This is a genomic window from Cupriavidus sp. USMAA2-4 (assembly GCF_001854305.1).
Taxonomy (GTDB): domain Bacteria; phylum Pseudomonadota; class Gammaproteobacteria; order Burkholderiales; family Burkholderiaceae; genus Cupriavidus; species Cupriavidus malaysiensis.
In genome coordinates this window covers 2990727-3003619 of record NZ_CP017749.1, presented here as the reverse complement: position 1 = coordinate 3003619, position 12893 = coordinate 2990727, and the positions used below count along the sequence as shown (strand labels likewise).

Annotated in this window: 10 protein-coding genes and 4 pseudogenes; 10 read left to right on the top strand and 4 right to left on the bottom strand. The window is 62.3% G+C overall.

Annotation, left to right across the window (positions count from 1 at the left end; translation table 11 throughout):
• Positions 1 to 28 precede the first annotated feature (28 nt).
• The 3 genes from BKK79_RS33065 (at position 29) to BKK79_RS33055 (ending at position 4295) form a co-directional block, all read left to right on the top strand.
• The gene (locus tag BKK79_RS33065; RefSeq protein ID WP_071039965.1) at positions 29 to 1294 is read left to right on the top strand and encodes an MFS transporter; all 1266 of its coding nucleotides are present in this window, start codon (positions 29 to 31) and stop codon (positions 1292 to 1294) included.
• 13 nt (positions 1295 to 1307) lie between these two features.
• Positions 1308 to 2147 carry an SDR family NAD(P)-dependent oxidoreductase gene (locus BKK79_RS33060; protein WP_071020193.1) on the top strand — a complete coding sequence of 280 codons (840 nt, stop codon included), beginning with the start codon at positions 1308 to 1310 and terminating at the stop codon, positions 2145 to 2147.
• A gap of 447 nt (positions 2148 to 2594) precedes the next feature.
• Complete coding sequence (locus tag BKK79_RS33055; protein WP_198173366.1) at positions 2595 to 4295, top strand: rhomboid family protein; 1701 nt, start codon at positions 2595 to 2597, stop codon at positions 4293 to 4295.
• A gap of 134 nt (positions 4296 to 4429) precedes the next feature.
• Here BKK79_RS33055 and BKK79_RS33050 read toward each other — a convergent pair whose 3' ends face one another.
• Positions 4430 to 4861 (bottom strand): hypothetical protein, encoded by a 432-nt coding sequence (locus BKK79_RS33050; protein WP_071039964.1) that lies wholly within the window; start codon positions 4859 to 4861, stop codon positions 4430 to 4432.
• A 350-nt stretch (positions 4862 to 5211) separates the two neighbouring features.
• On the opposite strand from BKK79_RS33050, the pseudogene BKK79_RS33045 reads away from it, so the two are divergent.
• Together BKK79_RS33045 and BKK79_RS40775 are read left to right on the top strand one after the other, a co-directional pair.
• Positions 5212 to 5674: pseudogene (locus tag BKK79_RS33045) on the top strand (helix-turn-helix domain-containing protein); the annotation flags it as partial.
• 564 nt (positions 5675 to 6238) lie between these two features.
• Positions 6239 to 6330: pseudogene (locus tag BKK79_RS40775) on the top strand (SDR family oxidoreductase); the annotation flags it as partial.
• 51 nt (positions 6331 to 6381) lie between these two features.
• On the opposite strand, the gene BKK79_RS33040 reads toward BKK79_RS40775, so the two are convergent.
• Positions 6382 to 7272, bottom strand: coding sequence for a LysR family transcriptional regulator (locus tag BKK79_RS33040; protein WP_231908129.1), 891 nt, complete (start codon positions 7270 to 7272; stop codon positions 6382 to 6384).
• Positions 7273 to 7387: 115 nt separating this feature from the next.
• On the opposite strand from BKK79_RS33040, the gene BKK79_RS33035 reads away from it, so the two are divergent.
• From BKK79_RS33035 to BKK79_RS33020, 5 genes and pseudogenes are all read left to right on the top strand, one after another.
• Positions 7388 to 8323 carry an ABC transporter permease gene (locus BKK79_RS33035; RefSeq protein ID WP_232346378.1) on the top strand — a complete coding sequence of 312 codons (936 nt, stop codon included), beginning with the start codon at positions 7388 to 7390 and terminating at the stop codon, positions 8321 to 8323.
• Positions 8324 to 8328: 5 nt separating this feature from the next.
• Positions 8329 to 8472, top strand: a complete 144-nt coding sequence (locus tag BKK79_RS41755; protein ID WP_232346377.1) for a hypothetical protein — start codon at positions 8329 to 8331, stop codon at positions 8470 to 8472.
• Positions 8469 to 9208: pseudogene (locus BKK79_RS39600) on the top strand (aminotransferase class I/II-fold pyridoxal phosphate-dependent enzyme). Before BKK79_RS41755 ends, BKK79_RS39600 begins: the two are co-directional and overlap by 4 nt.
• Before the next feature lie 41 nt (positions 9209 to 9249).
• On the top strand, positions 9250 to 10122 hold the full coding sequence (locus BKK79_RS33030; RefSeq protein ID WP_071022580.1) for a phosphonopyruvate hydrolase: 873 nt from the start codon (positions 9250 to 9252) through the stop codon (positions 10120 to 10122).
• Positions 10123 to 10986: 864 nt separating this feature from the next.
• Positions 10987 to 11292, top strand: a pseudogene (locus BKK79_RS33020) (IS6 family transposase); the annotation flags it as partial.
• A 126-nt stretch (positions 11293 to 11418) separates the two neighbouring features.
• On the opposite strand, the gene BKK79_RS40765 reads toward BKK79_RS33020, so the two are convergent.
• Positions 11419 to 11559, bottom strand: coding sequence for a hypothetical protein (locus BKK79_RS40765; RefSeq protein ID WP_156811484.1), 141 nt, complete (start codon positions 11557 to 11559; stop codon positions 11419 to 11421).
• 51 nt (positions 11560 to 11610) lie between these two features.
• Positions 11611 to 12834: an RtcB family protein gene (locus BKK79_RS33015; RefSeq protein ID WP_071020211.1), complete on the bottom strand. Its 1224-nt coding sequence runs from the start codon at positions 12832 to 12834 to the stop codon at positions 11611 to 11613.
• Positions 12835 to 12893 lie beyond the last annotated feature (59 nt).

The following is a 12893-nucleotide window of genomic DNA, read 5'->3' as shown; positions in this document are numbered from 1 at the left end:
CGGTCTTTGCCCTGAACGGAGACGACTGATGGACTGGAAGAAGCGCCCCCCGGCCGTGCTGGCCTGCCTGCTGGTGATCCACCTGCTGGCGCACATCGACCGCAATATGCTGCTGGGCTTCTCGCCCCAAGTGATCGCGGAACTCCACCTCAGCAATGCCCAGTACGGTTTCCTGGTCGGCGCCGTATGGGTGTTGAGCTTCGGTGCGATGGCGCTGGTGCTGGGGTCGCTGGCCGACCGCTTCAGCCGTACCCGCGTGATTGCCGCCGGCGTGCTGATCTGGAGCCTCTGCACCTGGGCCTCGGGCCATGCGCAGAGCTTCGGCCAGCTGGTGCTGGCGCGCTTCTTCGTCGCCAGCGGCGAAGCGGCGCTGGTGCCGGCGGCAGTGAGCCTGCTGGCCGAGCTGTTCAGCGAGCGGCGCCGCAGCACCGCCATGGGGGTGTTCTTCATGGGCATCCCGATGGGCGTGGGCTGCAGTTTCCTGCTGGCCGGCACCTTCGGCGCCAGCCACGGCTGGCGCGCCACCTTCTATGCACTGGGTGCCGCCGGCATGGCCCTGGCCCTGCCGCTGGCCTGCCTGCGGGAAGACCGCACGGCGCAGGCGATCACGGAGCGCGGCGCCCCCTTCCTGCAGCAGATGGCAGCAGTGTTGCGCCTGATACGGGAAAGCCGGCCGCTGCGCCACTTGCTCGCCGGCGTGGTGCTGGTGCATGTGGTCTTTGCCGGGCTGTCGTTCACGCCGCTCTGGCTGGTGAAGGAACGCGGCATGGATGCGGCCGTCATCGCCACCCGCATCGGGCTGCTGCAACTGGTGTTCGGCACGCTCGGCGCCGTCGTCGGCGGCATGCTCGGCGACCGCGCGGCGCGCCGCCTGCCGGGCGGGCACGCCGCGCTGATGGCCTTGCTGGTGCTGCTGTGCGCACCGCTGATGATCGCCTACCGCTTCGCCGAACCGGGTTCGCCGGCCTTCTATGCCGGCATGTGCGCCGGCGCCTTCCTGCCGCTGGCGGTCTACGGGCCGGCGAACGCCGCCATCATGGCGCGCGTGCCGGCGCACACGCGCTCGACGATGACCGGTTTCTCGATGCTGTGCATCAATGTGTTCGCGATCTCGGCCGGCAACCTGCTGGCCGGCTGGGCCATCGACGTGCTCGGCCGGCAAGGGACCGCATCGCCGATCACCTACGTCCTGCTGGGCACCGACCTGGTGGCGATCGCTTCCGCCATCGCCTTTGCCTGTGCCGCGCGCTGTGCCCGCCGGCCGGCGCTTGCCGGCATCCACGCCACACGCTGAAGGAGACAGCACCATGCTTCAGGAAAACCGGGCCCTGGACGGCCGCGTGGCGCTCGTCACCGGAGCAGGACGCGGCCTCGGCGGCGCAATCGCGCTGGCGCTCGGCCAGGCCGGCGCCACCGTCGCCGTGTGCGATATCGACTTGCCGGCGCTGGAGCATACCCGCGCGACGGTGGCCGCCACCGGTGCCCGCTGCCTCGCCTTCCCCTGCGACGTCTCCGCCAGCGCGGCGGTCGATGCCATGGTCGACGACATCGTGCGGCAATGCGGGAGCCTGCACATCCTCATCAACAACGCCGCCGTGATCCCGACCCGGCCGGCCGACGTCGAGCGGCGCAACCGCCACTATGCCTACCTGACCACACCGCTGCCGCGGCAGTCACTGCAGTTCACCAGCGCGCTGAGCGACGAGGAGTGGCATCGCTTCTGGGACGTCAATGTTCACGGCGTGTTCTACTGCACGCGCGCCGCGCTGCGGCAGATGGAGACGCAGCGCTACGGCCGCATCGTCAACATCGCGTCGGTCGCCGGCCTGTCGGCGATGAGCGCGCACAGCCCGCACTACAGCGCCACCAAGGGCGCGGTGATCGCCTTCACCAAGTCGGTCGCCGCCGAGGTCGCCGGTGCCAACATCTTCGTCAACGCGATGGCGCCGGGCGGGGTACTGACGCCAGATTTCGAAGACTACCTGGCCAATGCAGGAGAGGAGAAGACCCGCCAGTTCTGGCAGATCTGCCCGGCCGGGCGCCTCGGTACCATGGCCGAGTATGCGTCGACCGTGGTCCACCTGGCCGGCGACCGGCACTACCTGGTCGGCCAGGTCATCAGCCCGAACGGCGGGACAGTGATCTAGGCAGGGCAGGAGAGGGCACGGCGCCGCCGCGCGCAGTCCTGTGCCAGGTCCGCCGGCAACACAGCGCGCACCGGCGCCGGTCTGTTGTGTATACAGCATACGCGCGCCGGACTCCCTGCAGCGTGCGGCGGCAGACCGACAAGCCACCGCCGGCCCGCCACACTGCTCTCTCGCGCGATGGCGCCCGCTTCGCCGAAACGGCGCGCCTTGCCGGTATCCGGCGCGAGCGCGGCATGCAGGCCGCGTCCCTGAAAAGTGCAGCGGCGCAAGTCCGCACCCTGCTTGCAGGAGCGGCGCGCGGTTCGCCCGATCGCGGAGGGCTGTCTCAGTCACGCTCATCCAGTCACACTCAACACACTCAACACCTTGCCGCGTCAGGCGTTGGGAGCCGACGCGGAAACCAGGGGAGGGCGGAGGACCATGGAACCGTCGAGCCAGATGCAAGGCATGCGCCAGCAACTGATGCACGCCGAGGTCGCGGAGGAACGTTTCTCTGCCTCCCCCAAGAGCCCGCTGCGGACCAACCGCCTAACGCTGCGCCTGACGTTTACCGCGCTCTTGCTACTGCTTGTGCTCAAGCTACGCGGCCATCCCCAGCTTCTCGCCCCGCTGGCCGGTGTGATCCTGTCTATCCTGCTGTACGCCGAGCTGGCCATGCGCCGCCAGCTCGGCAAGGGCAAGCCATTGGTCACGCTCGATCGCGAGTCGATCGCGTCGCCGCGGTTCCAGGGCAAGAGCCAGCGCGTCGACTGGGGCGAGATCGACCAGGTGACGGTGCGCATGCGGCGAGGCGGGGCGTTCCTGGAACTGCAGCTCAAGCCGGATGCAGGCACCGCCGGCAGCGGCATCCTGCCCTGGAGTCAGCCATGCGCGGGCAGGGTGGCGCTGCCCCTGGCGGCGTTCGACAATGCCGACCGCGAGCGCTTGCTCGACGCGATCCACTGCCGCCTGGATGCCACCGGCCAGATGCCGGCCGTCGCCAGGATACGGACCAACCAGTTCGCCGCCGAACGGCAATTTGCCGAGAAACTCCATGCGCTGAGCCCGCGTCCCTGGATGACCCACGCCTTGATCGCCGCCAACGTTGTCATCTGGCTGCTGTCGCTGCGCTCGGGCGGGGGCATCGCGCAGACACCGGCGAGCACCCTGTTCGCATTGGGGGGAAATGCCGCATCGGCAGTGCAGCAGGGCGAATGGTGGCGGCTGTTGAGCGCCATCTTCCTGCACGCCAGCCTGATGCACGTGACGATGAACATGCTTGGCCTGTACACCGCCGGTGTCACGGTCGAGCGGATCTACGGCGCGCGCGCCTACCTGTTGATCTACCTGGCCTCCGGACTGCTCGGCAGCGCCTTGAGCCTGCACTTCGCCGCTCAGCACGTGGTCTCGGTCGGCGCATCGGGCGCGGTTTTCGGCGTGACCGGTGCCATGCTGGTCGCAGTGGGAAAGAACCGCGAGCAGATTCCCGAGACCCTCAGCAAGCGCCTGATCGTGCAACTCGCAGTCTTCATCGCCTACGCGCTGCTGCAAGGCTTCTCGCGCCAAGGCATCGACAATGCTGCGCATATCGGCGGCCTGATCGGTGGCAGCGCGCTAGCCTGGCTGTTGCCCGCGCGCCTGGACATGAGCCGCTACCAGCGCACGGCGGCGGTCAGCCTGCTGGCCGGACTGGCCCTCGGAACGCTTTCCATTGCCGCACTGGCGATGCTTGCGCCCAAGGCGGCGCTGGACCAGCGCGCGGCCCTCGCCAGCGAAGACCACATGAAGCATGGACTGCTTGAATTCGTCCGCATCCTCAAGTCTGTTCAGGCGGACGAACAAGCCCTGCGCGCCGGGACCCTGTCGACCAAGGCGATCGCGGAACGCGAACGCAACCAATACATCCCCGCGCTCAGACAGATCGACACCGAACTCAGCGGCGTCAAGCTCCGCCCCGGAGCCCCCCGGCAGCCACTGGTGGCCGACATCACGCGCGGGACCGAGTTGATGATCGAAGCCATGTCCCTCGACGCTGCGAACGACTCGGGCAATCGTCAACCGAAGCCGGCGGATCAAGCGCATCTCGCCAGCCTGCGGGCCCAGCTCCGCGAAATCGGCGAGCAGATCCGCCAGGAGACCGCGGAGATCAGGAAGCGTGCCAGGCGGTGAGAAACGGACAAGCCGAGGCCTTGCTGCGACCTCTGCGGAAATCCGGCGGTGCCGCACGCTGGCCAGTCGGCATTGCTTTTCCGTCGTTGGGGCCAGCCGGCAGCTTGCGCCAGGGCCTGGCCTTGCCGAGCCGATTACCTCCCGCAGCCCAGCTGAAACTGCTGGTCGCGCAGCTGCCGGTGGGTCCGTTTGAGCTGGTCCATGAACTGCCAACCGTTGATCTGGCGCATCTGGATCTCGACCGCCCGAACCTGGCCATCGATCGCACTGCAAACGCCTTGTCGATTGTTCTCTGCAGCAACGAGCTGCCGTTGTTCCTGGGCCAGTTGGGCCTGGTATTGCAACTCCGAGACCCTGCGCTCCTGCAGAAAGGCCTGCTCCTGCTGCTTTACCTCGGCGCTTTTACCGATGACCGACACGCTCCCGCCTTGGCCGCTTGTGATATCGGTGTAACCAGGCGGACAAACGTCGTCGAGATAAAGGATGCGGCCGCCATTGCGGCACTTGCTCGCGCCGTGGACATTGAAGGCGGCCGCGAGGATCGCTAGCAGGAATAGGCTGCGCATTGGTTTTCTTAGTGTCTTGCGGCGTATTCTACGTTACACGAATGTGCATCATGAAGCATGCCGCAGCCAGGAACGGCGCAGGAGCGTGGCGGGCGTTTCAGGAGAGAGGTACTCGAGCTGCAGGCGGCCGCCGGCTAGCCTGGTGATGGGGCAAGGCGCGCGTGGATTGCGCTTGGCGGCTTCTATCGTTTCGGTCGGATTCGTCTTATATTTAACATAAGACTAATTATGCGTAACAAGGATGTTACGGCCAAATAGTATTGTCGTACTTGGGCCAATTAGAACTGTCGCAGCGCTTGTCGGCCCTGGCAAGCTGGCGGCTTTCCGTCCGTCCGAGACTGGAGGCCGCCATGGGCAAGCCCGAGATCCTGACCGTGACGATGCGCGAACTGGACCGACTCAAGGTGATACGGGCCGTGGTGGAGCACGGCCTGGCGGTCTGGCGCGCCGCCGAGAAGCTGGGCTTGTCGCGCCGGCAGGTGGAGCGCTTGGCGCAGCGGTACCGGGCGGATGGGCCGAGCGGCCTCGCTTCGCGCAAGCAGCGGCCGCCCCAGCAACCGCCAGTTGCCGCCCGGCCTGGAGGCTCGCGTGCGCGGACTGATCCGTGACAGCTACGCCGACTTTGGCCCGACCCTGGCGGCCGAGAAGCTGCGCGAGCGGCACGGTATTGAGATTTCCAAGGCTTGTGTTCGCCGGATCATGATCGATGCCGGCTTCTGGGTGCCCCGGAAACTGCGCCCGCCTAAGGTGCACCACCCGAGGAACCGCCGCGCCTGCCTGGGCGAGCTGGTGCAGATCAACGGGAGCGACCACGCTCACCGGACGAGTCCATATATCGGCGAAGGCAGCATCCAACAACGCCTCATCGGATCGACCATAAACCTCGTCGATGAATGCAATGTCAGTCCCCTCTGGGAATATCAAATCAAACTGCTCGCCTGTCGCTGCGAGCGCGGCCACGACAAAGCATGGACTTGAACGACCGCTTCTGGCCGAACCCGGTCGGCAACCGCCTGGTCGCCACCGATCTGAGCCAAGCGTCCCTAACCGGCCTGGCCGAGGCGCGACACCTTGCCGGCGTCCGAGCGATAGCCCCGGCCGGGCACGCGGCTCCGCGGTCCCCCGCCAGCATGCGGACAGTTGAACTTGGCGCCACCGCGCCGCCACCGCCCCACCCGGCGCGAGACGCCGTCGCGTCAGGCCAGCCCCACCGCCCCACCGAAACCCTGCCAAAGCCTCCCACTCCGCATAAAAAGCACGCTCGTGCCGACAGCCAGCCACGCGACACCTGAGAACCGCCTAGACACTAACTGTAGGAGCAACGCGGTAATGTCCGGTTCTGGCAAAGCTGCGGCGGTCCTCCAAAGAAGCGCAACAATGGACTTCGGACTGCAAGGCAAACATGCCAGGTATGCGGCGCGAGCAAAGGGCTGGGCTTTGCATGTGCCGATGTGCTGGCCGCCGAAGGCCGCAAACCGTATTAAATCTGTCACCGTTGCGACCGTAAATGTGTCAACACACTATTCGTCCTGCAGGCGCCTTCGGAGGGCACCTTTGAACCAACGACAGAACTCCTGAGCCACCCGAACGTTCTTACCCTGCGGGTGAACATACGCTGTATAGCTCGCGCCCGAAGCAACGCGCTGGTCATCCGCCAGCACAAGCGTACCGTCACGCAGCTGATCCCGCACAAGAATACTCGGGACAATCAGCAGGCCAGCACCACCAATTGCGGCGGCCACGGCCAAGAACAGATGGTCGTAGACTGCGCTGACATGAAGGCGTTCAGGCGAAATATCCTTCGCTACAGCCCACACTGGAATTGCATCCGGCCTTGACCTGGCTGCGATTAGTGGCCACCGGGACGGCGCAACCGCGCGATGTGTTGTAGCGACAGAAGGCGAACCCACGCACACCAACTCCTCGCGAATCAGCTCCCAACTCTCCGTACCTGGCAGGCTCTGGTCACGGGTGATTAGCACATCAAAGAGTTCCTGCGCCTGAGGAGCAGATAGCGACGTTATCAGGTCGACTTGTACGGGATTCCGAGCTGTGAAGGCTCCCAGCACAGGCACGATGACCGTCATCGCGAAGCTCGGCATCGAGGTACGCACCGTCAATCGGTCCGGCGTATACCGTGCTTGCGCCATCTGCTGCGTGGCCAATTCAATCGTCGAGACAGCGTCCTTTACCGCGTCATAGAACTGGGTACCTGCCGGTGTCATTGCAATGTTTGAGCCTTTTCGCTCAAACAATGGGCGATCCGCCAGAGCCTCCAGGGTGGCAATGTGCCTGCTCACCGCGCTTTGGGTGATGCCCAAGGCCTCACCTGCCCGCGTGAAGTTCCCGTGTCTACCAACAGTAACGAACACGCGGATTGCTATCAGGGGTACATCTGCGTTTTTCAGCATGAGTAAAACTCATTGTTTCCCAATGAAAGCCTGATGGGCAGCGGGAGAGAGCATAGTATAGCCTTGAACAAACGCCTACGATTCCTTCGCCGCCAAAACCCACAAGGAGACGAAGGTGAAGTTCAAGCGTGCATCAATGCCATGCGGAATGCTCATGCTGGAGAGTCTTGGCATTCGAAGTTCAGTTGCCGCGGAAGTTGTCCTGTACTCATCTAACGACGTCGAGACGGTCAACCGTGTCGTCGAGCAGTTCACCAAAGAGAATCCCGGCATCAAGGTGTTAGTAGTACGTGCCGTTAGGAACCTGGAGGAAGCAGCCCTTAGCTTGGCGCGCCCACTCGGGAAGGTCCTGTCTGGCGTCACAACACCGCTGGTCTTGTCCTCCGTGTTCTCCGGTGCATTGATTGTCTTCGCACATGTAATCGGTGGCTTCGGAGTACCAGCGATCCTTGGTGCTCGCACGCCAGTACTTGCGGTGAAAGCCTATAACGAGTTCGTCAGCGAGATGGGGGGCAACCCGACCGTGGCTTCCCTGCTTGTGTTCCTTGGCATCGGAATGCTGCTGATTCAGAAGGGTATTGTTGAACGTAGACAGTTCCAGATGGAGTCAGGTCGGACCCCAGCACCGCTGACCATTTCCGGCTGGCGAGCCAAGCTCGCTATTACTTGCGTACTCGCCGTGGTCGGGCTATCGCTGCTGCCGACACTCGTGGTGACTGTCACGGCAATCACTCCGTCGGTCGGCCCCGTGCTGCAGTATGGCGGCTTCACACTGAGCCACATTCAGTACGCGCTTTTCCGTGCACCGGAGCCACTATTTAATTCCCTAACCTTGGCGACAGTTGTAACCGTCGCCGGTGTGTTGTTCTCAGTTTCCGCGGCCTACCTGATCGTCAAACGGGCTTATCTTCTCAGTCGCACCCTGGACGGACTTGTAATGCTGCCGCTGGCAGTTGCGGGAACAGTCTTTGGCATCGCGCTGACCAACTACTTCAACAGCGGTTGGCTCGTGCTGACAGGAAGTTGGCTGTCTTGTACTTCGGAGGCATGAACACAATGCCTATCGAGATCTTTCAGCAAATCGACAGCGGCCGCCTTGCACTTGCCTGTGCATATAGTTTGCTGCTTCTCCTGACAATCTTCATCCCGCTGGCGCTTGATCGCTGGGCACTCCACCTCAAAATAGGAGCGATTGAATGACAGCCACCGACAACTTCCACAGGAATTTCCTGGCACATCGTGTCCTTGGGGCCAAGCCATCGGCCACGAAAGAGATGACTCGCCTTTCTGCGCAGCTCAAGCGAGAAGGCCACGATGTCATTACGCTCAGCCAGGGGGAACCGGATTTTCCGACGCCCGAGCATATTCGTGAGGCGGCTAAAGCTGCCATCGACCGCAATGAGTCGCGATACACGGATGTTGCCGGCACGCTTGCACTGCGCGAAGCCGTCGTCCGCAAGTTCCAGCTTGACAATGGTCTGACCTTCAGCCCACAGCAAATTCAGGTCGGATGCGGGGCTAAGCAACAGTCGACGTCACACACCAGCTCAATTAGCCAGGCCGCCTCAATCGCCGCACTGGATGGTCCGATGGACTTCCTGCCCGGCTTCGTTGAGACGTTTCGCCAGCGCCGGGATAGCATTGTTGCGCGTCTTCGTGCCATTGACGGCATCACATGCGACGTCCCGCCAGGTGCCTTCTATGCATTCCCCGGATGCCACGATCTGCTTGGCCGACGCGATGCAGCCAACAGATTTCTTCCGACAGCGATCTGGCGATGTTCATTCTGAAGACGGCTGGGGTAGCAGTGGTGCCCGGTATTGCGTTCGGGTTGCCCGGACACTTCCGCATTTCTTATGCCGCGTCCGACAGTGAGCTCGAAGAGGCGATGAATCGGATCGCTACTGCATGCGCTCAATTGCGCTGGGAACTATGAGCTCGATTCTTGAGACCCTCACCAAACACAGAACTTTGCAGATGACAAAAAACCAGACTCTTCGAAGGGCCCTCGAAGACGGCAAGCTCTTCACTGCCATGGCGGCGCACAATCCTCTTAGCGCAAAACTGGCGGAGGAAGCCGGCTTTGGCGGAATTTGGGGCAGCGGCTTTGAGCTTTCTGCCAGCTACGCCGTGCCCGATGCCAACATCCTCTCGATGGGACTCCATCTGGAGATGATGCGGGCAATTGCCTCCGTGGTGTCCATCCCTCTCATTGCAGATATCGATACCGGCTTTGGGAACGCAGTAAATGTCAACTACATCGTTCGGCAATATGAAGAGGCCGGAGCATCCGCAATTGTCATGGAGGACAAGACGTTCCCCAAGGACACGAGCTTGCGCGAGGCCGGCCGCCAGGATCTTGTGAGGATTGAAGAGTTTCAGGGGAAAGTCGCCTCAGCAGTAGACGCACGTCGGGATGCCGATCTTGTCGTCGTAGCACGTACCGAGGCGTTGATTGCCGGCCGAGGCCAGGCAGAAGCTATCGAACGCGGCTTGGCGTACGAGGAAGCTGGCGCAGACGCGATTCTGATTCACTCCAAACAGAAGACGCCTGACGAGGTGCTCGACTTCATCCGTGCCTGGCCTGGAAGGATTCCTTTGGTTTTGGTCCCTACTGCCTATCCCCAACTGACCGAGCCGGACATTGAGGCTCTTCGGAAGGTTGGCATCGTGATCTACGGAAACCACGCGATCCGCGCGGCCGTTGGCGCCATGAAGGATGTCTTTGCAACGATTCGGAGAGATAGAGGGATTCGCCAGGTCGACTCATATCTACCGTCTGTGAAGGAGATCATTGCCCTCCAAGGTGATGAACACATGCGCAGCATCGAATCCAGGTTCCTTCGATAGGTCAGATCAACCTCTTGCTGTGTCTGCTGCCGTACCCTCCGGCAGCGAATATCGTTACTCACGGGATCAAGCTTCTGCATATGGATTCAAATCTCTTCTCTTTCTCTGGTGGCAATGTCGCCCTCCCCAACACCGTCCTTTGTGATCGAGCCGATGGCGGCCACCTCCTCGTTCATCCGCCGCGACCTGTATGGGAACGAAGCGAACTTACGCCAGAAGAGCTCGCGCAATGGTCGTACTTGGTAGCTGCGACGGGACGAGCTATGCTCGAGACCCTTCCTCAACTGCGAGATGGATGCCTGAACTATTGGGAAGCGGGAAACTGGACTCTCAATGACGCTGCACCGCCAGTTGGCCCTAAAAATGTTCAGGATCACCGTCGTGTACATCTTCACGTATTGGGTCGAAGTCGCCAAGCACATCACCCCGACTGGCGGTGGGGTGAGTCACCAAGGTTTCCGGACTACGTCCATAAGGGAGCCTGGGCAGCGAAATTCATACCGTTGACGCGCACCGAATGCGAATTGGTGTCTCATCGCATTTCGGAACTCTTGCGGGATTATTACCAGGTTTCGTACTGATAGCCATTTGAATGGCTCTATAGTCTATCTCACCTTCCATACTGCGCAAGTTGGGGCAGATTCTACCGTTCGATGGCATTTATAATCGACCTCATCGGCTAGTAGCATGATTTCGAACCACCAGTTGCCAACTGAATTCCGGGCACGCGAGATCGGCTCCCAGGCGACCGAGGTCTCGGTCCGCGTAGGCGTGCTGAACTGCAACTCGATGCGCCGCAGGGTTCTGTCGCAATAAGCATCCGGTAGACTGTGCCGATGTTGAACACAGTGCGCATTGGCAGACATGAATCTGGAAATGGCGAAGGTCTTGAGGCGTCTGCACTATCCGCTGGAGGTAATGCTGACTTGCGTGCGCTGGTACGTCGCCTATCCGCTGAGCCTGCGGCATCTCGAGGAGATGATGGACGAGCGCGGCGTCTCGGTCGATCACTCGACCGTACATCGTTGGGCGCTCAAGATGCTGCCGGTGCTTAACAAGCTCTTTCGCCGGCACAAACGCCCGGCGGGAAAGAGTTGGCGCATGGATGAAACCTACATCCTGATACGCGCCCAGTGGAAATATCTGTACCGGGCAGTCGACAAGGCGGGCCTTTCTTGACTCGCTAGAACTCGCCAAGAAAAAGCTCGTCCCTCATTGAATCGGTGGATGCCGATTCAGCAGTCCAGCCACATGTAAGATCGACCGAACGTGAAGCTCCTATCGTTATCCGCCAGATCAAATACCTGAACAACATCGTCGAGGAATCTTCACCCCGTGATGGCGCTCGACGTTCTCCAGTTCCGCCATGATGCGCGCGCGCACCTCCGGCGCCACCGGATGGGCGCTGCGCACAGTTTGTGGTTCGGCAAACTGCATGGTTCCTCTCTCTGTCGACGGGGGACGGACTGCGCCCTCCCCCTTCTTGCCCTACCCCTTCACGCACACCACCTGGCGTAGCGTGTGGACGATTTCGACCAGGCTGCGTTGCGCTGCCATGACCGCATCGATGTCCTTGTATGCCATCGGGATCTCGTCGATCACGGCTTCGTCCTTGCGGCACTCCACATGCGCGGTGGCTTTCACCTGATCCGCCACCGTAAAGCGGCGCTTGGCTTCGGTGCGGCTCATCGTGCGTCCCGCGCCGTGGCTGCATGAGCAAAAGCTCTCCGGATTACCCAGGCCGCGCACGATGAAGCTCTTCGCTCCCATCGACCCCGGAATGATTCCGAGTTGTCCCTTTTGCGCTGATACGGCGCCCTTGCGGGTCACGTACACATCGGTGTCGAAGTGGCGCTCCCTTTGCACGTAGTTGTGATGGCAGTTCACCGCGTGCTCGTCGACGCTGAACGGCTTGCCGATCACCCCGCGCGCGGCGGCGATCACGGCCGCCATCATCACCTCGCGATTGCGGCGGGCGTACTCCTGCGCCCAGCCGACCGCCTCGACATAGTCATCGAAGTGCCGGCTTCCCTCCTCGAAGTAGGCCAGATCGCGGTCGGGCAGGTTCGCGATGTGCTGGCGCATGTCCTGCTGCGCCAGCTCGATGAACAGTGAACCAATGGCATTGCCCACGCCTCGCGAGCCGCTATGCAACATGAACCAGACACTGCCGGCTTCGTCCAGGCAGACCTCGATGAAATGATTGCCGGTACCGAGCGTACCCAGGTGGACGTAGTTGTTGGTCTTCTCCAGCTTCGGATACTTCTGGCGAATCTGGTCGAAGCCCGGAGCCAACGTCTTCCACACCTCGTCCACGTGGTGCGGCGCACGCTCTCCCCACGCGCCGGGATCGCGTCGGCCCGGTGCGCGGCCGTGTGGTACGGCGCGCTCGATCGCGCGGCGCAGCGCCGCCAGCGAATCGGGCAGATCGGCTGCCTTCAGCGTCGTGCGCACGGCCATCATGCCGCAGCCGATATCGACGCCGACCGCGGCCGGAATAATGGCCCCCTGCGTGGGAATCACAGAACCGATCGTCGAGCCCTTGCCCAGGTGAACGTCCGGCATCACCGCCAGATGGCGAAACACGAACGGCATGCTGGCGGTATTGCGCAGTTGGCGGCGGGCGTCGTCTTCGACGGCCACGCCGTTCGTCCACATCTTCACTGGCTTACCGTGCGCCAGTTCCATCAGTTGATAGTCGATTGCACTCATCTTGAATCCTGAATTCTGAATTCCGAGATACACCAATAACAGGACTGCCCGTTCAGGAC